The sequence below is a fragment of the Candidatus Villigracilis sp. genome (assembly GCF_057083605.1).
In genome coordinates, this window is sequence record NZ_JBXMTI010000164.1 from 99,950 (window position 1) to 120,508 (window position 20,559).

Genomic DNA, 20,559 nt, shown 5'->3' on the forward strand with positions numbered 1-20,559 from the left:
CGAGATCAACAACAGGCCGCACATAGCGGCCTGTTGTATTTTAACAGGATGTATAATTGCCAGCCATGACCGAAATCAAATCGAATGCAAATCAACAGATCGCTCGTGCCGCCGGCACGGTGATGATCGCCATTGTGCTTGGGCAGATCACCGGGCTGGCGCGCAGTATTATTGTGGCGGGTACATTCGGCGCTTCGCCCGAGTTGGATGCGTTCACCGCCGCGAACCGTGTGAGTGAAACACTTTTTCTTTTGGTGGCGGGCGGCGCGCTTGGCTCTGCGTTTATTCCGACATTCACTGGGTTGCTTGCCAAAGATGAAAAGGACTCCGCCTGGCGGCTGGCTTCTTCGCTGGCGAATGCGGTCACGCTAACCCTCAGCCTGCTTGCGCTGCTATTTGCATTTTTCGCCCCACAAGTGGTGCGCTACGCGTTGGCTCCGGGCTTCTCTGAAAAACCCGAGCTCTTCGCGTTGACGGTTTCATTGCTCCGCATTCAACTCGTCTCAGCAGTATTGTTTGGTCTGGGCGGTCTGATCGTTGGTATTCTCAACGCACATAAAATTTTCCTTGTGCCCGCATTAACCCCTGCCATGTATCAACTGGGAATCATCTTTGGCGCCTTGGCACTTTCGCCTTTAATGGGAATTTACGGTCTTGCGTGGGGCGTAGTGATCGGCTCGGCACTTTACCTGCTGGTGCAGTTCCCCACACTCATCAGGCTTCTAGATGGTTCATCGAACATATTACGCAATACGTATTACGCAATACGTAATTACAGTTTTGATCTGGGAATTAATAACCTAATTGTTCGCAAAGTATTTCTTTTGATGGGACCGCGTCTGGTTGGCGTGGCGGTGGTGCAGCTTAATTTTTGGGTGAACATTCGGCTGGCTTCGCAGATGGTGGAGGGAAGTGTAGCAAGCCTGGCTTATAGTTTTTCATTAATGATCATGGCGCAGGCGGCGATTGCGCAATCTGTGGCGATTGCAGCGATGCCCACTTTTTCGGCGCAACATGCGTTAGGTCAACAAGATGAAATGCGTTCGTCGCTGGCTTCCTCTCTACGCGGAATTTTATTAATGGCAATCCCTGCCAGCGTTGGCTTGATCCTTTTGCGCGTGCCGTTGGTTTCATTCTTATTCCAACGCGGCAAATTTGATGAGCAGGATGTTCAGCTAACGGCCTGGGCCTTGCTCTGGTATGCGGCAGGGATTGTGGGACACTCCGTAATGGAAATATTAACCCGCGCGTTTTATGCGCAACATGATACAAAGACACCCGTCATCATCGGCACAATTGCAATGGGATTGAATGTAGTATTCAGTATTGCCTTTTCTAAATTATTTGAATCCGTCGGCTGGATGCCGCATGGCGGACTTGCACTGGCAAATTCATTGGCAACCGCGCTGGAAGCAACTGTGCTATTTGTTGTGATGCGCAATCGATTAAGCGGAATCGAAGGCGGTCATATTTTGCGCGGTGCTTTTCCCTCTATAATCGCGGCATTGGGCATGGGTCTTTCATTATATGGCTGGTTGTATTTTGGAAACAGCTTAAGCACATGGATTCTTGTGCCGATAGGCGTGATCATCGGCGGCGGAGTTTATCTTGGCGCGCTGTTTATCTTACGTGTGCCTGAGTTAACGTATATTACGAATGGGGTTTTGAGGAGATTGAAGAGAAGCTAAATGTCGTTGCGAGGAGGGTGCTCTTCCCGACGACATCGTACCCGTATGGGTAAGCAATCTTCTCGTTAGGTCGGAGATTGCTTCGGGCAAGAACAAGAACGCCCTCGCAATGACATGATAATTACTACGGCCAGATCACCCACTGCACGATCCCTACAGTCAAACCCAAAATGATTCCGCCAACCACCTCCAGCGGAGTGTGGCCGATCACTTCCTTTAATTCATTTTCATCCCACATATGGCCGTGCAATAATTCCTCGAATAATAAGTTGATGCGCTCCGCGTGCATGCCTGCCTGTCTGCGCACACCTGACGCATCGTGAACAACGATCATGGTGATGCCAACCGCTATAGCGAAAATTGGGTTGTCGAAGCCATGATACAAACCCACAGCCAGAGTCCCTGCAACCATCAAAGCCGAGTGTGAAGAAGGCATTCCGCCTGCTGCAAAAAACATAGCCCACATCCAACGGCGTGAACGTAAATATTCGGTGGGAATTTTCAACGCCTGCGCCAACAGCCAGCCTGCCATCACAGCCATCAATACTTTATTGTGTATCAATTGTTGAAAGATCATTCAGACTCTTCCTCGAAGGCAACGATGGACTCTCCGACTAATTTTTGCACTTTGAGTTGAGCTGACTCAAGCAAAGCGCTGCAATGCGCTGCCAATGCCTGCCCCCGTTCAAAGAGCTTCATCGAATCTTCGAGCAGATTCTGCGAAGCATCCCCTTCCAACGATTCGACAATGGCCTCCAGCTCGGCAAGAGCTTCTTCATACGATAATTCGTCCACAAGTTTGGGGGATGATTTTGATTTTGCCATGAATACTCCATAGGGTGTCACTCTGAGCGTAGCGAAGAGTCTCTACAATCTCGCAAATGACACAATTATTATTTTTTTACTTCAAACTCACCGTCACTAACGCGCACCTTCATTTCACCTTGCGCTTGTGCTACTTTGCTGACGACCTTGCCATCCACTTTGCGGGTGACGATGGCATATCCGCGCGATAATATACCTTCGGGGTTCAATGCTTGCAAGCGTTTGGACATCCCATCTACGTTGGCAGATTGCAATTGGAGGCGGTGGGCCAGCGCGGAAAATGCGCGGCGCGAGAGTTCATCGAGATGCTGATATTCGGTTTGGATGTGTCTTATCGGTGAACTATATTTTAGTTGCGAGATCAAAGAGGAAATAAAGGCCTTTTGTTCAGCGAGCAGGTTAAAGGTCGAAGTTAAGATGCGAGATTGGAGATTAGAGACCAATGCCTGCAAGTCCTGAATCGTGGTTTGAGTCGCGAGTTCGGCCGCGGCGGTGGGAGTCGGTGCGCGCAGGTCGGCTGCGAAGTCACAAAGCGTAAAGTCCGTTTCATGACCCACGCCGCAAATGATGGGCACTTTTGAATCAGCCACAGCGCGCACGACACGTTCATCATTGAATGCCCATAGGTCTTCTATCGAACCGCCGCCGCGCGCAAGCAGGATTACATCTGGCAATTGGAGATTGAGAGACTGGATGGCTTTCACAAGAGCGGGAGGAGCTTCAACGCCCTGCACGGGCGAGGGAGCGATGATAACTTGCGCAAGCGGCAAGCGGCGTCGAAGTGTGTTAAGCATGTCACGCAGCGCCGCTCCTGTTCCTGAGGTGACGATGCCAATCTTATGCAGCAATTCAGGGATGGGACGTTTACGCTCAATATCAAAAAGACCTTCAGCCTCCAGCATGGCTTTCAGCCGCAAAAATTCCTGATATAACGCGCCTTCGCCTTTCGGTTGGATAATATTGACTGCAAGCTGATAAGTCCCTTGCGGTTCGTAAACTGTGATCCTGCCGTGCGCCTCGATGGCCATACCATCCTGCAAGTTGACTCGCAGACGCAGCGCATCTGGCTTCCACATCATACAACGCAGAGAAGCATTCTTATCTTTAAGTGTGAAATAAATATGGCCTGATGCCGGCCGCGAGAGGTTGGAAATTTCACCATCCACCCAGACATCCTGTAATTCAGGATTACCCTCCAATAATTTGCGGATCTGGAAAGTGAGTTGTGTGACGGTAAGGTGAGCGGAAGAAAACAATGAAGGTTGAGACATTGGGGCGAGGATAATCGAAAATTAGGGAATGGGGAATAGTCGAAATAGCTATAATGTTACGGGGTTTAGAAATTGAGAGCTTAATAACAAGATTAGTAAAAATTTGGGCAGAAGATTTTTCGCCTATAATTATTTTCAATAATTCAAACGTACAAATGATTGTTAATTATTAAGCTTGTTCACTACAAAGAACATCAGGAGGAAAAATGGACAGATTAACTCTAGACACCAATACGCTCAGGGATTGGGCTTGGTGTGAAGGATTATCAAACGAGCAGAGATATCCATCAGAACCCGAAAAGAGAAGCGAATTGAAACATCTTTTCAATTTATTAGTTCAATTAAAAGAACAAAAAAACTGTGAACTGGGAGTCTCCAATCAGATATTCACAGATTATGGAGAAGATTTTCTGCCAACGCATATATCAAAACTCCTTGACTTTTATGTTTCTGATCGCTCCTCTATTTCAACATTTCCAATGACATTTCCATTTACCTTTATCGAAAACGAGCAAATTGACGATTTGTTCAACGTGGTTTTTCCTCAGAGTAAGCCCGATCACAAACAGTATAAAAATAATAGAAAAGATGCAATGCAATTACTTGCACACTTGATGGCTAAGAGAGATTATTTCATAACATCGGATAAAGAGATTTTAAGGTCAAATTCAACCTTAAAACAGAATTTTGGAATACAAGTTTTATCATTAAACGAGTATCTCAGCTCAAAATCATCATAGTTTTCTGCTAAAATCATCCCATCTTATGACTCACCTCTGGTCACCCTGGCGTATGACATACATTGAAAACCACGAAAAAGTAGACGGCTGTGTCTTTTGCATGGCACAGGCCTCGGCGGATGGCCCCGAAAATCTGATCGCCTTCCGCGGGAAAAACGCGTATGTGATCCTCAACCGCTTTCCTTATACCAGCGGGCATCTCATGATTGTGCCTTTTGAGCATAAGCCCGGCCTCGAAGAATTGGATTTCGAGACACGCACCGAACTTATGGAGTTGGTTTCGCATTCCATGATCGTATTGCGTGAAATCTACAGGCCGCAGGGATTCAACATGGGCGCAAACATCGGTGAAGCGGCAGGCGCAGGCGTGGTGGGTCACGTCCATATTCACGTTGTGCCGCGCTGGGCCGGTGACACGAATTTTATGTCTACCCTTGCGGCCACACGCGTGCTGCCGGAAACATTGGAGGATACATATCAGCGGGTGAAAAGGGCGTTTGGCGGTTCTTAACGTTCAAACGTTAAAACGTTTGAACGCTTTCATACCAAACGGGGGAATTTTTGGAAATGGAGAATCTATGCGAGCACCCACCAGACTATTGTCGCCAGTATTCATTGCAAGCCTATTGTTTCCACTACTCCTCACTTCATGTAGCGTAGAAGTTACGAACGCGAGTCCAGCCCCAACACCCGCCATGCAAACACAAACCGCAGAACCAACCCCTACATCCACCCCGCTGGTCGCGCCGGATGCCAATCCGCTCACAGGGTATTATGTTGAAGATCGTTCTCTCCTGGACCTGCCCGCCCTCCTCGTATCCATCTCGCATTTTCCAGTGGAGGCACGCCCCCAAGCAGGGTTGTCCTTTGCGCCCTGGGTTTTTGAAATATACATTACCGAAGGCGCAACTCGTTTTCTGGCAACCTATCATGGCAAGTTCCCTGAACCCGAAATCCCGCTCAGCGGAGATTGCATCGTACGAAGCGAGCCACTCCAGCAGGCCTCAAACACACTTGGCAACCGCGTCTGGTTGGACGAAAACGGAAATAATATTCAGGATGATTGGGAACGCGGCATCGGCGGTATATGCGTAACATTGTATGATGAAAGCGGCATGCCGCTCCAGCAAACATCCACGAACAGTAACGGCTTTTATGGATTCAACGTGGAAGCGGGCAGGTACGTTCTTGTTTTCCAAAAACCTGCATGGATGGAATTCGTGCAGAAGAACTCAGGGAATGAGAATCAAGATAGTGACGCCGATCAGGTCACAGGTCAGACTGAAGCGGTGGAGATTACCTCTTCGAATCACAACGTGGACGCTGGTTTGATTCTGTCCCCCGAAGCTGTTCCCATCTCCGAGCTTCCCGTCGCCAAAGTGGGGCCAATCCGTTCGGGGCGTTTGGTTTACGCGGACATCGCCGCCTTCTTCCCCGAGTCATGTCTTATCTATGCGTTTGCGTCGCCCGAAGTTTTGGAAGAACTTCCGATATGTTTTTTTGTGACGCACGACATTCAAGGCGGCGGGTACATGCTGGAAATCAACCAGATGCAGAAGCTGGCATACGAAAGCAAGAAATATGACGTGGATTATGCCAGCAATGCTTTTGATCCCACGCCGCCCGCGGGCGGCGTGGGCGCTTCACGCTTGCATGTGTATACTTCCTATCTCAATCAGTCTGCGTGGGTGTACGATGCCGCATCCGAAAGTTACTGGCGCTATGTGGACAATGCCGACCCTGACACGGCGGGAATCGTTCACCCGGAAGTGGATCGGCTGACAGGGCGTCAGTTACAAATTGAAAATGTGATCGTGCTCTTCGCGCAACATGATGTGATCTCCCCCACCAATCTTGATATTCATCTTGAAGAAGAGAGGACTGGTGATGCATTTCTATTCCGCGATGGACGGATGTATGATATTTCCTGGAGCACACAGCTCAGCGACGAAGAAGTACAGACGGGAAGGCACAAGCCGATAAAATTCATGAACCCTGAAGACAACGCCCTAATGCCCCTTAAACCCGGTCACACATGGATTCTGGTTGTCACGCCAGAAACATCTGTAACTGAGAGAAGTCCGGGCAGCTGGCTGCTGGAGTTTGTCCCGCCCGCTGGATCGCAGTGAAATGTAGAAAGTAGTGAGTAAATTATGAGCATCAAAGGATCGTTGAAAAAAAATGTGTTTCTTATTATTTCCGTCGTCATTCTCGCATCCTGTGCACACGAGCCAGAGACTAAAGCATTTCCAACCGCAACGCTCAACCCGAGGACAACTGCCACGCCAGAGCCCACGCAAACGGCGTCTCTGACATCTACGCCACAACCGCTCAGCACACCAATGATGTTCGGGCCCGATATCGAAAATTTCCCCTCTGACTACAACCCATTGAATGCGCAGCAAGTCGAAGATCCAAATATGTTAAAAGTACCTGCGCTGTTGGTTTCGATTTCACACTTTCCTCCCGCGGCGCGTCCGCAGGCGGGGCTGTCTTTTGCGCCGTGGGTTTTTGAATTTTATATTACCGAAGGCGCCACGCGTTTTCTTTCTGTTTTTTATGGCGAGTATCCGAAACCAGAGCTTCCCATCACTGGCGATTGCGGAATCCGTAAATTACTGTTTACTCAAACGTCAAACATCCTTGGCAATCGAGTCTGGTTGGACGAAAACAGGAACGGGCGGCAGGAATCCTATGAACCCGGTATTGGCGGTGTGTGCGTCAATCTTTATGATTCGTCGGGTAAATTTATTCAGGCCACTTCAACCGATTCAAATGGCTATTACGGCTTCAATGTGGATGCGGGCAACTACGTTATTGAGTTTGATCTGCCAGAATGGCTGGAGTTCACGAGTCAAAATATCGGGGATGAAAATGCTGATAGCGACGCCGACCAGTTATCAGGGCGGACCGAGGCGGATGTTAAGTCCTCGCTTCTTTATCTGGATGCAGGTCTGGTCCTGTCCGAAAAAGTGGCCCTGCCCATAAGCCAATCCACCAAACTGCCCACAGCAGAGGTTGGTCCCATTCGTTCGGGGCGCATGTTTTACTCGGATGTTGGAGGCTTGTTCCGCAGTTCATGTTTGATCTATGCTTTCGCATCGCCTGAAGTTTTGGAGTTGATCCCGCAATGCGTGTTCGTGCCGCACGATGAATCGAGCGGCGGAGCGATGATGTCGCTGGAAAGAATGACGAAGATCGCGGAAGATAACAAACGCCTGACGCCAAGCAACTTTAATTATTCTGGCAATCTGTTTTCTGAAGAAATGCCCGCAGGCGGCGAACCAGCGGACCAGATCAATGTGCGCGTGGCATTATTGAATCAATCAGGCTGGACCTATGACCCACTATCGGAGTCATGGCTGAGATTTGTGGACGATGCCCTGGTGGATACCGCGGGGCAACTTCACCCCGCAATAGATCGCCTGACAGGGCGGCAACTCAAGTTTGAAAATGTCATCGTTATTTTTGCCGAACATGATGTGATCACGCCCACTAATTTGGACATCCACCTCGATTTTGGCAATAGCAATTATGCATATCTATTTCGTGACGGCAAAAAATATGACATTCGCTGGAGCCTGAAAGCCCGTGAATATGAAAAGACGACGGGACGGCCCAGGCCCATTTACTTTGCCAACCCTGATGGAAGCCAGATCGCGCTCAAGCCCGGAAACACATGGATCTTCGTAGCCACGCCATATTCAATCGTATCCGATGAAGGTGACGGCACCTGGCAAGTCAGGTATATTCCGCCCGAAGGCGCGAAGTAAAATAAGCCGTGAGGGTGCGTCGCACCAGACGGGTGTGTTTAGCTTGTAAATCAGAAGAATCTTATCGAGCAAGCTTTACTCATTAAGTCTGGTGCGACGCACTTCAGCAAGGAGACCCAATGCACCCCTACGCTCTTTCACTAAAGAACCTCTTCGAGCAAAACGCTGACCCTATTCAAGCAGAGCCGATGAAGAAATACATGCGTAATCAGTTTGAATATTTGGGGATAAAAACACCGATCAGGGCGGCCTTGCAAAAGGAATTCATCAAGGGAAATGGACTTCCTCCTCTTGATAAACTCGATTCAATTTCGCACGATCTCTGGAGCCTGCCTCAACGTGAATTTCAATACACGGCAACCAGTCTGATCGGAAAGCTTGAAAACAAACTCGAGCCAGATTTCATAACCACCCTTGAATTTCTTCTCATTACCAAATCCTGGTGGGATACAGTGGATACGATTGCAGGCAATACAGTAGGCGCACATTTCAAACGCTTCCCTAAAGTACGGGAGACATATCTCAAGAAGTGGCGCAAGTCAGATAATTTCTGGCTGCGGCGCACGGCTTTGCTATTCCAACTTGGCTATAAAAAAGATACGGACTTTGATCTGCTATGTGAGATCATCAGGGAAAATCTCGGCTCGGACGAATTCTTCATCAACAAAGCCATTGGCTGGGCATTACGCCAATATGCGTGGACAAATCCTGTAGCTGTGAAAAAATTTGTGAAAGCTACAAAGGAATTGCATCCATTAAGTCAGCATGAGGCGTTGAAGAATATTGGGAAATAGACGACAGACTGTAGACGATGGGCAATTGACCGCGGTCTATCGTCCATCGTCTACAGTCATTCATTGATTCCTCATAAAATCCGCCACCTCGGCAAAACGGGATTTGAGATGCGCGGCCACGACGGGCAAAAATCCACTTTCATCGATGGCTTTGTTCATGCACCACAGCCACTGATCACGTTCGCGCTCGCCGATTGAAAAAGGCGCGTGCCGTAAGCGCAGGCGCGGGTGACCATATTTCTCAATATACAACGAAGGTCCGCCAGACCAGCCAGAGAGGAACATAAACAGTTTCTCGCGTGATCCCTTCAAGCTAGCTGCGTGAAAGGCACGGATATCCTTTGCCTCAGGTGAGGAATCCATGATGTCATAAAACCGATCCACCAGGGCGCGAAGTTCTGTCTCGCCGCCGATCAGATCGTAGAGGGATGAATTAATATCAATCATGTCGGAATTGTAATCCATGAACCAAAACCGATCATGCCGCCTTTGCAATTTTGTGGGAAAATAATCACATACACACAGGAGAAATCATGAACAAAGAGAATGAAGCCGTCATCTTAAGCGCCGCGCGAACTCCGATCGGGAAATTTCAGGGCGCATTGAATGGCATCAACGCCACCAACCTTGGCGCAATCGCCGTCAAGGCCGCTGTGGAACGCGCGGGTATCGACCCGAAAGATGTTGAAGAAGTATTGATGGGCAATGTTGTGCAGGCAGGTAACGGGCAGGCTCCCGCACGTCAGGCCGCGATCTATGCGGGCGTGCCTGCTACGGTCAGCGCAACTACTGTCAACAAGGTCTGCGGCTCGGGCTTGAAAGCTGCCATGATGTCTGCGCAGGCTATTCGGGCGGGTGATGCGGAGCTTTTCATCGCAGGCGGCATGGAGAACATGAGTCGCGCGCCATATCTTGTCAACGGGCGTTCGGGCGAATTGAAGTTTGGCAATCAATCGCTCACCGATGCCTTGCTCAACGACGGGCTGTGGGATCCATTTGAGAATTGGGGCATGGGCATGGCTGCCGAATTCATTGGGGATGAATATGAAGTGACTCGCCAGGCAATGGACGAATTTGCGCTTCGCTCTCACCAGAAAGCTGTTGAGGCTCAAGAAGCGGGACGGTTCCAACTGGAAATTGTTCCTGTTCAAATCCCCGGGCGAAAAGGTGACGTGACCATTTTTGATAAAGACGAAGGCCCACGCAAAGATACTTCATTGGAGTCACTTGCAAAACTTAAGCCCGCCTTCAAACCAGACGGCAAAGTGACTCCTGGTAACGCTTCAGCCATGAACGATGGCGCAGCAGCGGTTGTGATCTCATCCCGTGCTTATGCTGAAAAAAATAATCTCAAACCTATGGCTCGCATTGTCGGTTATACACAAGCCGCCGTGGAACCAAAATATCTCTTCGCCGCACCTGCACACGCCATACCGAAATTATTAAAAAAGGTCGGCTGGACGATGAAAGATGTCGACTTGATCGAACTCAACGAAGCCTTTGCCGCACAAGTCCTGGCAGATGGCTACGCTCTCGCCGACCAGGGCTGGGATTGGGACAAGGTCAATGTGAATGGCGGCGCGATTGCCTTGGGACATCCACTCGGCGCAAGCGGTGCGCGCGTGCTGACAACTCTCATCTATGCCTTGAAAGATCGCGGCCTGAAACGCGGCATCGCTTCATTATGTTTGGGCGGTGGTGAAGCGGTAGCGATGGCGATTGAGGTGGAATAACAAAAAATAAATGGCATACTCTGGTGGTCGAGTAGCGAGCGCACCTTGCGAGCGTATCGAGACCATCACATAAATGAATGGCTTTTTATTAACAGGTGGTCTCGATACGTGCGGGAAGAGCATCCGCACTACTCGACCACCGGGAGAATATAGAAAATGGACACCAAGGAACGCAATGAAAAGATAGAACTCTACGGGCGTGGATTCAGCTTATTGAGAGCCGCGCTGGCTGAGGTCCCGCAGGAGGCGATGTTGTTTAAGCCAGAACCCAAAGAGTGGAGCGTCTATGAGATCATCATCCACATCGCGGACTCCGAATCCAATGCTGCGTTACGTGCGCGCAAATTGATCGTTGAACCTGGCGGAGCCATCATGGCCTACGATCAGGCGCTGTGGGCAGATGTCCTAAATTATCACGAACACAATTTTGAAGACGCACTCGAAGTGACAAGGCTCGCAAGAAAAACAACATACGAATTGCTCAAGAGGCAGCCTGAGGATGTGTTCAGGCATTTCATTGTCCATCCTGAATATGAAGAACCTTATACTTTCGACAAATGGATTGACATTTATTCGGCACATATCCCAGGGCATATTGAACAGATACAGAATAATGTAAAGTTGTGGGAGGATCGATAATATGAATATCAACAACATCTTCATTATCGGAGCAGGCACCATGGGCAACGGAATTGCACAGGTTGCCGCAACTTATGGTTATCAAGTCACATGCATGGATGTAATGCCTGCCGCACTCGAAAAAGCAAAAGCCAACATCCAGAAATCCTCCGCAAAACTCTTCGAAAAAGGAGTGATCACTGAGGAGCAAAAGGAGTCCATCGAAAAAATTCATTTCGCCACAGACGTGACTCACATGGCTGAAGCCGATCTTGTCATTGAAGCCGCAACGGAAAACCCCGAATTAAAGTTCAAGATCTTCCGCGATATGGACATGCATGCGCAGGCCCACGCGATCCTGGCGACCAATACTTCGTCCATTTCGATCACCAAGATCGCGGCAGTCACGAACCGCCCGGAGCGAGTCATCGGTATGCACTTCATGAATCCCGTGCCGATGATGAAGCTGGTCGAAGTCATCCGCGGACTGGCGACCTCAGACGATACATTGACAACCGTTGTCGATGTCTGCAAATGGATGGGCAAGGAACCTGTGGAAGCCAACGACTCGCCTGGGTTTATCTCAAATAGAATCTTGTGCCCTATGATCAACGAAGCCATCTTTGCCTTGCAGGAAAACGTCGGCACGCCTGAGGCGATTGATCAAGTAATGAAGCTCGGCATGAATCATCCCATGGGCCCGCTCGCACTTGCGGACTTGATTGGCCTGGATGTGGTGCTATTCGTAATGGAAGTTTTGCAACGGGATTTAGGTGAAGACAAATATCGCCCCGCGTATTTGCTGAGGAAGATGGTGGACGCGGGATATTTGGGAAGAAAATCTGGAAGGGGTTTTTACCAGTATTAGATTAAGACCTAACAGGTTTCCACATGACACTGGCATTTCTGAATCCCTGTTCTCGCACTCAACGTGGTTAACCCACCTTAGGCAGTGTCATTCTGAGCGAAGCGAAGAATCTCTGATTTCGGGGGAGAGACCCTTCGCTCCGCTCAGGGAATCACGGGCAAGTGCGTAAGGTGAGTTGATTAACAGTGGTGCGGATAAAACCTGTCAGGTCTGCAAAGTGGCTGCCACGTTTCGTAATTGTATTTCGCCCGCTTTTGTTCTATCATTACCATAATGGATTTTTTACTTTTAGAGGAGGCCGCTATGCCCCGTAAAACTTTAGCCCAAAGCACAATATTAATTTTGTTGGCACTGATATTGCTTGGGACTCCGTCTGCTGCGCTGGCAGGAGGCGTGTGCGGCGGCACATACATCGCCGAAAAAGGGGACACAGTCGACAAGCTGGCGGCGATGTGCGGAACCTCAGCCAGCCTGATCTATGCAGCCAACCCCGGAATCAGCGCTACATTATCCGTTGGCCAGGTGTTGACCATTCCCGGCCTGAATTACAGCGCATCCGTCCCGCCCAACAGCGACCCCGCGTACTACTACAATAATTTTAGTTACTCTCCCTCAGCCGGTAACGCCAGCACCTATATCGTTCAATTCGGAGATACATTTGCATCGATTGCAAATCGATATGGAATCAGTATTGACGCTCTGTGGGGAGCGAACCCACAAATCTGGGATACCAACCTTCTATACGTTGGGCAGATGGTTTACATCCCCACTCCATTCTTCATCACCGCTCCGGGTGCGGTTGTGATATCTCCCGTCTCCACCGCAGAACCTACTACGCTCATATTCCCCGGTGACATCCCCAAAAACGCTCCACGTGGAAACGTTAGGCTGGTCAATAAGGCTAATGCAGATGTATATGTATCTCTGCGCATCACCCGCGCAAATGGGACGAGTGCAATTTACGAATATCCCGTTAGCGGCACAAAACAGGTGGAGATCCCAGCGGGTTGGATCGATTATGTGGCCTCAGTTGGCGGGGTGAAATTTACCGGCGGATTCCAACTCAAAGAAGGAACCTATCACACCCTCACATTCAACAAGAGCAAGGTAGTTGTGGATTGATGTCCATCACCAAAGCCTAAACACTGCTGGCACACCCATCCGCCCGCGGATCGCTGCCCGCACACAGTACGCCCGATTCCGCGTCGCGCAAAATTACTTGTCCCCTGCCAAAAAGCGCACGCTCATAACCTTTCACTTCATACAATGGATGTTCCATCTTTTGCAGGGCATCCATTGTTTCTTTTGGCATCCCTTCTTCGATGGCAACTTTTCCGCTTGCTTCGTCAACGTCGATGCAAAAGCGTGGGAGGTCAAGTGCGGCTTGGGGGTCAAGTCCGTTATCAGCCAATGCTGATAACACTTGCACATGTCCCTGTGGCTGCATGAAGCCGCCCATCACACCATAGGATGCGTAAAGTGAATTATCAGACTCGCGAGTGACCATCGCGGGAATAATTGTATGATACGGTCGTTTGCGCGGCTCAAGCGCGTTGGGATGATTCGGGTCGAGACTGAAATTATGTCCGCGATTTTGCAGGGTGAAACCCCAGCCCTTCGGCACCATGCCTGTGCCAAAGCCCATGTAATTGCTATTGATGAATGAACAGGCATTCCCAAACCCATCCACCACACTGAGATAAACGGTATTCGATGAAGCCACAGGCGTGCCTCGTTTCTGGTCAATCGTCGCGCGCTTCAAGTCGATCAACTTGCGGCGCTCGTTGGCATATCCCTTCGACAATAGTTCGTCCATCGGTATCTTTGAAAACGCGGGGTCAGAGACATACCATTTTGCATCCGCAAAAGCGAGGCGCATGGCTTCAATCATCAAATGCATTTTTTCAGGCGATGTCGCATCCAGCGCGGTCAGATCAAAACCTTCCAACAAATTCAACGCGATGAGTGCCGTGATGCCCTGTCCATTTGGCGGACATTCATACACGCGCAGTCCGTGATAATCCACCGAAAGCGGAGTCTCCCATGTGGAACCATGCGATGCGAGATCATCGGCGGACATGCACCCGCCCGCCTCTTTAATCACGCGGACAATTGATTCTGCAATTTGACCCTGGTAAAACCCTTCAGCTTTTTTCTCGGCAACAACCTTGAATGTTTTCGCCAGCCCAGGGTTGCGGAAAATTTCTCCAGCCTTCGGCGCGCGCCCGTCGATGGTCAACTCATGCCCATTCAATGCGGACTTCAATTGCCTATCCACACCGCGTGACCAAAAGTGGGAAGTGAGCGGTGCAACGGGAAAGCCCTCATCCGCGAGACGAATGGCGGGCGCAAGGATTTCGGCCATCGAACGCGAGCCGTGCTTTGCGATCAAGTCACACCAACCCGCACACGCCCCGGGGACAGTGATCGTATGTGCGTGGAATGGAGGCAACGATTCAGCGAGTAACCCTTCACTCTTTAGCCGATCAATTGTCAGCGCGGAAGGAGCGCGGCCCGATCCATTCAAGGCGGTCACTTGTTTTGTCTGCGCGTCAAAATACAAGGCGAACATGTCACCGCCGATTCCTGTAGAGGTTGGCTCGGTGACATTGAGCGCAGCGGCGGCGGCCACGGCGGCATCTGCGGCATTGCCGCCCTTGGAAAGGATCTCGATGCCCGCGGCAGTTGCCAGCGGCTGGGACGTGGAAACAATGCCGCGACGGCTATAAACGGGAGAACGGCGGGAGGTGAAGTTTGGGTTGGTCACTTTTATTATTCCTGTCATTTTGTAGGGACACAGCGAAACGATTGATCGTCAAAATCATTCATTAATTCGCTGTGTCCCTACTTTCTAAATTCTTTTTATGCATAGCCACGAGTATAATTCCATTCAACGAGGTGGACGATGAAAAAACTACTCTCCCTGATCTTCACAATTAGCTTAACCCTCTCCGCGTGTGGGACGGCGCAAACGCAATCCGCGCCACCTGCTCAAACCTCTACGCCGACAATAATTCTAGCATCAACACAAACTCCCATACCGCCCACTTCCACCATTACTCCCCTGCCCACCATCCCAACTTTCACACCGACATTCGATGTTTCAACAATTGTCACGGTCACACCTGTGGAGAAGGCGGAGTGTTCCGAATCACAGTATAACGAGCTTATGGATGGTCAATCACCAAATCAATCACATCCATTACTAATAGATGTGACTAACGATGGGGTACCGGACGTGTATTTTGAAGACCGTTTTGTTCAAACCGTAAATGGCTCCTGGCGAGGTATGGCAGTTTATGTATGCCTGAAAAATGAATATGTAGAATTCGGTTTAGGTGGGGCTGATAATCCACTTCACCCTTCTAATACGAGCCCGATTAATGATCTGAACAATAACGGAATTCCTGAAATTGTAGTTATTAACGATAGCTGTTGGGGGATGGGAAGATGCCAAAAACCAAGCATTTTCGAATGGAATTCAAAAGAATTTATTGACCTTAGTTATAAATATCCTTACAATGCTTTTTGGGGCGATTTATCGTTAAGTTTTGAAGATATTGACAAAAATGGAACAATAGAAATTTTGTATCACGAAGGTCCTTTACAATCAGGAGATACACTTTTCAATGGTCCTTTTAGGGAGTTCGTCAAAATCTACTCATGGAACGGCAAGGAATTTGCACCAGTCATGAAAGAAACGAGTCCACCTTTGTATCGTTTTCAAGCAATTGACGACGCAGATCAAATGACACTAATCGGAAGATATGACAAGGCCCTAGTCCTTTACAAAGAAGCAATAAACAACAAAGAACTATTTCCATACTCCTTTGAACTTTCATTTTATTACCGCGAATCTCTTGAATGGCGTTATCAACCAGAAATCGCTATTACGCCCACTCCCTACCCGCCAGACCCCGCCGAATACCCTCGCCTCGTCGCCTACGCCTATTACCGCATCATGCTCCTCCACCTCGCGCAGGGACAGGAAGCAGAGGCCGCGTCCACTTATCAAACCCTGCAAGAGACTTTCGGCACAGACCCCTACGCCGCTCCATACATTGACATGGCAACTGCATTCTGGGAGTCGTACCAGTCCACGCAGAGAATGTACGACGGTTGCGCGGCGGCAATCCAATACGCGGTGGAGCATCCTGAGATTTTGATTCCACTGGGGAGTGATTATCACGGCTGGCAAAGTCACAACTACGTGCCTACTGATGTGTGTCCGTTTCGGTGAAGAGCAGCAGTCAGTTATCAGCTTTCAGCAAACAACTAACCGCTGACGGCAGAAAGCTGATAGCTTATAATCCCTCCCATGAAAGATTTCCGTCAACTCAAAGTGTGGGAGAAGGCGCATCAACTGGCATTGGCTATATATAAAACGACAAAAGGATTTCCAAAAGAAGAATTGTATGGTTTAACGTCACAGATTCGGCGAGCGAGTATGTCCGTCCCAACCAATATTGCCGAGGGTTGCGGACAAAATACAGATGCCCAGCTTGCCCGTTTTCTACAAATTGCAATGGGTCCGCCAGCGAAACGGAATATCAATTACTTCTTGCCCACGATCTTGAGTTCCTCCCAAATGAACAATACCAAAAACTTAATGCCGATGTCACAGAGGTGAAACGTATGCTCACATCCTTTATGCAAACCTTGCGGGCTGACCGCTGAAAGCTGAAAGCTATATGACTGAAAGCTTTGATTATGTAATTATAGGAAGCGGCTTCGGGGGAAGTGTTTCAGCCATGCGATTAACCGAAAAGGGCTATTCCGTCCTCATCCTTGAAAAAGGGAAACGATTCGAAGATAAAGACTTCGCAAAATCAAACTGGCAATTCTGGAAATATATTTGGATGCCTGCCATCTGCGCGCATGGTATTTTGCAAATTGCGATTCTCAAGGGTGTGATGGTTCTGCATGGAGCAGGCGTGGGCGGCGGCAGTTTGGGATATGCCAATGTATTGGAAATTCCGAACGATAAAACCTTTGCCACACCTGCCTGGAATCAAAATGTGAAATGGGGAGAGGTGCTCAAACCGCATTACGAGACCGCAAAGAAAATGCTTGGCGTTTCGCGCAACCCTAAATTATGGAAAGCGGATAACACCTTGAAGGAAATCGCGGAAGAACGCGGCATGGGTCACACCTTTCGCGCGACGGATGTGGGCGCATATTTCGGCGAGGCAGGCATCACTGTGCCCGATCCATACTTTGGGGGCGAAGGCCCTGAACGGGCGGGATGTCAACACTGTGGCGGATGCATGGTGGGATGCAGACACAATGCGAAGAACACATTGCCGAAGAATTATTTATATTTTGCAGAGAAGAACGGGGCGAAGGTGGCTGCTGAAGTTGAAGTAATCGACGTTAAACGTTCAACGTCGAACGTTCAACGTTATGAGGTTACCTATCAATCCTCCACTTCTCTCTTCAAGCGTAAACAGACTGTGTATGCTAAGAATGTGATCTTTTCCGCAGGCGTGATGGGGACGATGAAATTGCTCTTGAATTTACGCGATGTGAAAAAGTCATTGCCGAATCTTTCTCCGCGGCTTGGCGATATGGTGCGCACAAATTCTGAGGCCTTACTGGGTTCGATTGCGCGCAAGTCTGATATCAATTATTCAGAAGGCGTTTCCATATCCTCGATCTTCAACGCGGATGAAGTGACTCGCATCGAGCCTGTGCGTTACCCTGACGGTTCTTCGCTCATGCGTTTTCTCGGCGCGCCGCTTATCTCGGATGTAACCAGCATCCAGGCGCGCATTATCCGTTCGCTGACCTGGGCCTTCCGCAACCCAATGGATTATTTACGCGCGATGGCTCTCCCAGGCTGGGCGCACAACACCACTATTTTGTTGGTCATGCAAAACGTGGATAACTATATGAAGCTGCGTGTGGGACGAAGTCCGCTCACGCTCTTCCGCCGAGGCCTGGTCGCTGAACGAGAAACTGATCGTGAAATCAGCGCGCGTGTGGATGCAGGCCATGATGTGACGCGTGAGTTTGCAAAACGAATCAACGGTGCGGCGCTTGGTTCGGTCACCGAAAATGTTTTCAACCTGCCCACCACCGCTCACATTTTAGGCGGCGCGCCCATGGGACGAAATATAGAAGAAGGGGTGATTGATGAAAACTTTGAAATTCATAATTACAAAGGCTTATATATTATCGACGGTTCGATCATGCCTGCCAACCCGGGTGTGAATCCATCGCTGACGATCACAGCGTTGGCGGAGTATGCAATGAGCAAAATAGGTAAACGGGCTGAATAAGATGAAAAATCGTAAACCGATAATAGTTCTTTCTATTTTTCTGGCTTCCGTATTCATTGTGACACAATTTGTTTTCAGCACGACCTCCACCGGCGGAGGATGGTGCTCGCCTTATCTCGGAGCGCCTGCGGAATTGGGACATGCGGCTTATCAATTTGTCAATTACGGGTTCCCAATCCCCTTCCTGACGCTTGCAAATGAAAATTGTTTCGAAGCACGCTCAACCACCTATGAATGGTCGCCAATCGGTATTATCGTAGATATCTTATTGCTGGCAATGATTGCGTTGCCCATCTGGATACATCTTCTGAGCAGAAGGAGACAAAAGAATTCCCCGCAATGATGTGGGGGTTTTTCTTTTAATAGAGCTTAAGTAAGGTAAGCGTCACCATACTCCCGTTGTGTCATGCTGAGCGACAGCGACACATGCACCGCGTTGCGGATGCAGTGCGGTGAGCATCTCAGATACGACAAACGAGACCCTTCGGTCGCGAAGAACGCTCCCTCAGGGAGACACAATGCAGTTTTTTTTATAAAGGTAGCAACTTGGATTAAGTATGTCGTTGCGAGGAGGGTGTATTTCCCGACGACATCGTACCCGCATGGGTAAGCAATCCCTACTTCCGAACGGGAGATTGCTTCGGGCTAACGCCCTCGCAATGACGGGATAGAGGCGTTATCTCACCGGTTCCAGAAAATAATTGGGAAAATTCAACGGTGCTTCGGCGGACCAGCCTTCACGCCCATCTTTCATGCGCAGGTTCCACCATAGATAAGCTTTGGGAGGGTCATCCCCTCTGATCGTGCAGACGGGGCCGCCGATTACTTCCATTTCGGTGCCGGGCTTATTAGTGCGCTGAATTGAATTATTCAAGCCGGGCCCAGTGCGGAAGTTTAACCAATCCAGCACACGGACGGTGGCTCCAACTTGAATCCGAGTCGGGTTCGAGGGACACTCATTTGAAACAGGAGGTTGCGCTGTGGTTGAAGGGGTCGGTTCCGGGGAGGTCGTCGGTGTGGGAGTTGAAGGTGCGACCTCGGTTTGAGTGGAGGTAGAGGTGACACTGACTGTCACAGTGGCGGGAATTCCCGTAGATGTGGCTGGCAGGCTCGGAGTCGGAGAAGGAGGCGGTTGGGTGGTCATCGTAGGAAGAACAGCCCGTTCAGTCACTGTCATTTCAAGTTCAGCGAATCGTATTTGACTCTCCTTCAAAAGAAGAATAATCAAAATGATCGTCAGGATTATGGCGACGATCAGCTTGAAGAGATCATAGCCCGGCACATATCTTGACCCACCTTCCTGATTCATGCGGATTGCTCCTGCTTTTTTTGATCTGCCAGCTCCCGGGCATGGCGCAGGATCGCCCGTTCATTAATGAAGCGCTGCAACAAATCGCCCAGCGCCTCTTCGAACTCATCGAGCGTGAGCTCTGCCAGTTGTTCATATTTATAAATTCCCGCGCCATTCAATCGCTTTGCAATTACAGGCCCAATGCCTTTGATCTTCTTAAGGTCATCTGCATCGGCAGGCGCAGTTTTATAGCGTAGCTTCTGTGTGGGAACAGGCGCTGAGGCAGGTTGTGCTTTCTGCTCCGTTTGTGGGCGGCGCCAATAGAACCAGTCAATCACCCATTCGATCAACCATCCGATCAATAACCCGAAGACTAGAGCAATGGCAATGTTCATGGCTGTTCCTTTAAGATGAAAGCAAAACTGGAGAGATATAAAATTATAACTGATGCAGGCCAATAGAATGCAAAAATAGAAGGTCACTTATAGGTCAGGCTATGTGCCCATTTATAGGTATGCAGCCTGACGCATATTTGAAACATAAGTTTTGGCAGGTTACAAACCTGCCCTACAATTACTGATTTCCGTCATTGTGAGGGCGTTCTTGCTCTTGCCCGAAGCAATCCCAGCCACAATTTTGAGATTGCTTCACCGCCAAAGAGCAAAAACGGCGGCTCG

20 protein-coding genes and 1 pseudogene are annotated in these 20,559 nt (G+C 49.4%); 14 read left to right on the forward strand and 7 right to left on the reverse strand.

Annotated elements, in window-relative coordinates:
* Window positions 1-65: 65 nt before the first annotated feature.
* Window positions 66-1,688 carry a murein biosynthesis integral membrane protein MurJ gene (gene murJ / locus AC14M5_RS24060; RefSeq protein WP_484032268.1) on the forward strand — a complete coding sequence of 541 codons (1,623 nt, stop codon included), beginning with the start codon at window positions 66-68 and terminating at the stop codon, window positions 1,686-1,688.
* Between the two features lie 124 nt (window positions 1,689-1,812).
* Here the strand turns inward: murJ and AC14M5_RS24065 are convergent, their stop codons facing one another.
* The 3 genes from AC14M5_RS24065 to xseA all read right to left on the reverse strand — a co-directional run bounded on the left by AC14M5_RS24065 (window position 1,813) and on the right by xseA (window position 3,784).
* The gene (locus AC14M5_RS24065) at window positions 1,813-2,265 is read right to left on the reverse strand and encodes a divergent PAP2 family protein (RefSeq protein WP_484032269.1); all 453 of its coding nucleotides are present in this window, start codon (window positions 2,263-2,265) and stop codon (window positions 1,813-1,815) included.
* Window positions 2,262-2,513, reverse strand: coding sequence for an exodeoxyribonuclease VII small subunit (gene xseB / locus AC14M5_RS24070; protein ID WP_484032270.1), 252 nt, complete (start codon window positions 2,511-2,513; stop codon window positions 2,262-2,264). The genes AC14M5_RS24065 and xseB overlap by 4 nt, the downstream gene beginning before the upstream one ends.
* 68 nt (window positions 2,514-2,581) lie before the next feature.
* Window positions 2,582-3,784, reverse strand: coding sequence for an exodeoxyribonuclease VII large subunit (xseA, locus tag AC14M5_RS24075; protein ID WP_484032271.1), 1,203 nt, complete (start codon window positions 3,782-3,784; stop codon window positions 2,582-2,584).
* A gap of 206 nt (window positions 3,785-3,990) precedes the next feature.
* Between xseA and AC14M5_RS24080 the strand changes: the two genes are divergently transcribed.
* From AC14M5_RS24080 to AC14M5_RS24100, 5 genes are all read left to right on the forward strand, one after another.
* Window positions 3,991-4,524 carry a hypothetical protein gene (locus tag AC14M5_RS24080; RefSeq protein WP_484032272.1) on the forward strand — a complete coding sequence of 178 codons (534 nt, stop codon included), beginning with the start codon at window positions 3,991-3,993 and terminating at the stop codon, window positions 4,522-4,524.
* A 52-nt stretch (window positions 4,525-4,576) separates the two neighbouring features.
* Window positions 4,577-5,035, forward strand: coding sequence for an HIT family protein (locus AC14M5_RS24085; RefSeq protein WP_484032273.1), 459 nt, complete (start codon window positions 4,577-4,579; stop codon window positions 5,033-5,035).
* 67 nt (window positions 5,036-5,102) lie between these two features.
* A complete protein-coding gene (locus AC14M5_RS24090; protein WP_484032274.1) occupies window positions 5,103-6,653 on the forward strand; it encodes an SdrD B-like domain-containing protein in 1,551 nt (516 codons plus the stop codon).
* Window positions 6,654-6,677: 24 nt separating this feature from the next.
* The gene (locus AC14M5_RS24095) at window positions 6,678-8,297 is read left to right on the forward strand and encodes an SdrD B-like domain-containing protein (RefSeq protein ID WP_484032275.1); all 1,620 of its coding nucleotides are present in this window, start codon (window positions 6,678-6,680) and stop codon (window positions 8,295-8,297) included.
* Window positions 8,298-8,416: 119 nt separating this feature from the next.
* Window positions 8,417-9,091: a DNA alkylation repair protein gene (locus AC14M5_RS24100; RefSeq protein WP_484032276.1), complete on the forward strand. Its 675-nt coding sequence runs from the start codon at window positions 8,417-8,419 to the stop codon at window positions 9,089-9,091.
* 60 nt (window positions 9,092-9,151) lie between these two features.
* On the opposite strand, the gene AC14M5_RS24105 is transcribed toward AC14M5_RS24100, so the two are convergent.
* Window positions 9,152-9,556 carry a group II truncated hemoglobin gene (locus AC14M5_RS24105; RefSeq protein WP_484032277.1) on the reverse strand — a complete coding sequence of 135 codons (405 nt, stop codon included), beginning with the start codon at window positions 9,554-9,556 and terminating at the stop codon, window positions 9,152-9,154.
* 68 nt (window positions 9,557-9,624) lie between these two features.
* Here AC14M5_RS24105 and AC14M5_RS24110 point away from each other — a divergent pair, with 68 nt between their 5' ends.
* The 4 genes from AC14M5_RS24110 to AC14M5_RS24125 all read left to right on the forward strand — a co-directional run bounded on the left by AC14M5_RS24110 (window position 9,625) and on the right by AC14M5_RS24125 (window position 13,432).
* Complete coding sequence (locus tag AC14M5_RS24110; protein WP_484032278.1) at window positions 9,625-10,824, forward strand: thiolase family protein; 1,200 nt, start codon at window positions 9,625-9,627, stop codon at window positions 10,822-10,824.
* 156 nt (window positions 10,825-10,980) lie between these two features.
* A complete protein-coding gene (locus AC14M5_RS24115) occupies window positions 10,981-11,463 on the forward strand; it encodes a DinB family protein (protein WP_484032279.1) in 483 nt (160 codons plus the stop codon).
* Between the two features lies 1 nt (window position 11,464).
* Window positions 11,465-12,310, forward strand: coding sequence for a 3-hydroxybutyryl-CoA dehydrogenase (locus AC14M5_RS24120; RefSeq protein WP_484032280.1), 846 nt, complete (start codon window positions 11,465-11,467; stop codon window positions 12,308-12,310).
* Window positions 12,311-12,613: 303 nt separating this feature from the next.
* On the forward strand, window positions 12,614-13,432 hold the full coding sequence (locus tag AC14M5_RS24125; protein WP_484032281.1) for a LysM peptidoglycan-binding domain-containing protein: 819 nt from the start codon (window positions 12,614-12,616) through the stop codon (window positions 13,430-13,432).
* Window positions 13,433-13,448: 16 nt separating this feature from the next.
* On the opposite strand, the gene ggt is transcribed toward AC14M5_RS24125, so the two are convergent.
* Window positions 13,449-15,077 (reverse strand): gamma-glutamyltransferase, encoded by a 1,629-nt coding sequence (gene ggt / locus AC14M5_RS24130; protein WP_484032282.1) that lies wholly within the window; start codon window positions 15,075-15,077, stop codon window positions 13,449-13,451.
* A 138-nt stretch (window positions 15,078-15,215) separates the two neighbouring features.
* Between ggt and AC14M5_RS24135 the strand changes: the two genes are divergently transcribed.
* The 4 genes and pseudogenes from AC14M5_RS24135 (at window position 15,216) to AC14M5_RS24150 (ending at window position 18,934) form a co-directional block, all read left to right on the forward strand.
* Window positions 15,216-16,550 (forward strand): hypothetical protein, encoded by a 1,335-nt coding sequence (locus AC14M5_RS24135; RefSeq protein ID WP_484032283.1) that lies wholly within the window; start codon window positions 15,216-15,218, stop codon window positions 16,548-16,550.
* A gap of 78 nt (window positions 16,551-16,628) precedes the next feature.
* Window positions 16,629-16,987: pseudogene (locus tag AC14M5_RS24140) on the forward strand (four helix bundle protein).
* Between the two features lie 14 nt (window positions 16,988-17,001).
* Entirely contained in the window at window positions 17,002-18,591 is a 1,590-nt protein-coding gene (locus tag AC14M5_RS24145) for a GMC oxidoreductase (protein ID WP_484032284.1), read from the forward strand.
* A gap of 1 nt (window position 18,592) precedes the next feature.
* Complete coding sequence (locus tag AC14M5_RS24150) at window positions 18,593-18,934, forward strand: hypothetical protein (protein WP_484032285.1); 342 nt, start codon at window positions 18,593-18,595, stop codon at window positions 18,932-18,934.
* A gap of 333 nt (window positions 18,935-19,267) precedes the next feature.
* Here the strand turns inward: AC14M5_RS24150 and AC14M5_RS24155 are convergent, their stop codons facing one another.
* Both AC14M5_RS24155 and AC14M5_RS24160 read right to left on the reverse strand, forming a co-directional pair.
* Window positions 19,268-19,900 carry an SH3 domain-containing protein gene (locus AC14M5_RS24155; RefSeq protein WP_484032286.1) on the reverse strand — a complete coding sequence of 211 codons (633 nt, stop codon included), beginning with the start codon at window positions 19,898-19,900 and terminating at the stop codon, window positions 19,268-19,270.
* A complete protein-coding gene (locus tag AC14M5_RS24160) occupies window positions 19,897-20,277 on the reverse strand; it encodes a helix-hairpin-helix domain-containing protein (protein WP_484032287.1) in 381 nt (126 codons plus the stop codon). The genes AC14M5_RS24155 and AC14M5_RS24160 overlap by 4 nt, the downstream gene beginning before the upstream one ends.
* Between the last annotated feature and the right edge of the window lie 282 nt (window positions 20,278-20,559).

Excerpts from the sequence above, each read along its gene's own strand:
- AC14M5_RS24080 (WP_484032272.1), top strand. The coding sequence starts at position 3,991 with ATGGACAGATTAACTCTAGACACCAATACGCTCAGGGATTGGGCTTGG.
- murJ (WP_484032268.1), top strand. The coding sequence starts at position 66 with ATGACCGAAATCAAATCGAATGCAAATCAACAGATCGCTCGTGCCGCC.
- AC14M5_RS24145 (WP_484032284.1), top strand. The coding sequence starts at position 17,002 with ATGACTGAAAGCTTTGATTATGTAATTATAGGAAGCGGCTTCGGGGGA.
- AC14M5_RS24100 (WP_484032276.1), top strand. The coding sequence starts at position 8,417 with ATGCACCCCTACGCTCTTTCACTAAAGAACCTCTTCGAGCAAAACGCT.
- AC14M5_RS24110 (WP_484032278.1), top strand. The coding sequence starts at position 9,625 with ATGAACAAAGAGAATGAAGCCGTCATCTTAAGCGCCGCGCGAACTCCG.
- AC14M5_RS24125 (WP_484032281.1), top strand. The coding sequence starts at position 12,614 with ATGCCCCGTAAAACTTTAGCCCAAAGCACAATATTAATTTTGTTGGCA.
- AC14M5_RS24105 (WP_484032277.1), bottom strand. The coding sequence starts at position 9,556 with ATGGATTACAATTCCGACATGATTGATATTAATTCATCCCTCTACGAT.
- xseA (WP_484032271.1), bottom strand. The coding sequence starts at position 3,784 with ATGTCTCAACCTTCATTGTTTTCTTCCGCTCACCTTACCGTCACACAA.
- AC14M5_RS24095 (WP_484032275.1), top strand. The coding sequence starts at position 6,678 with ATGAGCATCAAAGGATCGTTGAAAAAAAATGTGTTTCTTATTATTTCC.
- xseB (WP_484032270.1), bottom strand. The coding sequence starts at position 2,513 with ATGGCAAAATCAAAATCATCCCCCAAACTTGTGGACGAATTATCGTAT.
- AC14M5_RS24135 (WP_484032283.1), top strand. The coding sequence starts at position 15,216 with ATGAAAAAACTACTCTCCCTGATCTTCACAATTAGCTTAACCCTCTCC.
- AC14M5_RS24120 (WP_484032280.1), top strand. The coding sequence starts at position 11,465 with ATGAATATCAACAACATCTTCATTATCGGAGCAGGCACCATGGGCAAC.
- AC14M5_RS24150 (WP_484032285.1), top strand. The coding sequence starts at position 18,593 with ATGAAAAATCGTAAACCGATAATAGTTCTTTCTATTTTTCTGGCTTCC.
- AC14M5_RS24065 (WP_484032269.1), bottom strand. The coding sequence starts at position 2,265 with ATGATCTTTCAACAATTGATACACAATAAAGTATTGATGGCTGTGATG.
- AC14M5_RS24155 (WP_484032286.1), bottom strand. The coding sequence starts at position 19,900 with ATGAATCAGGAAGGTGGGTCAAGATATGTGCCGGGCTATGATCTCTTC.
- AC14M5_RS24085 (WP_484032273.1), top strand. The coding sequence starts at position 4,577 with ATGACATACATTGAAAACCACGAAAAAGTAGACGGCTGTGTCTTTTGC.
- AC14M5_RS24115 (WP_484032279.1), top strand. The coding sequence starts at position 10,981 with ATGGACACCAAGGAACGCAATGAAAAGATAGAACTCTACGGGCGTGGA.
- AC14M5_RS24160 (WP_484032287.1), bottom strand. The coding sequence starts at position 20,277 with ATGAACATTGCCATTGCTCTAGTCTTCGGGTTATTGATCGGATGGTTG.
- AC14M5_RS24090 (WP_484032274.1), top strand. The coding sequence starts at position 5,103 with ATGCGAGCACCCACCAGACTATTGTCGCCAGTATTCATTGCAAGCCTA.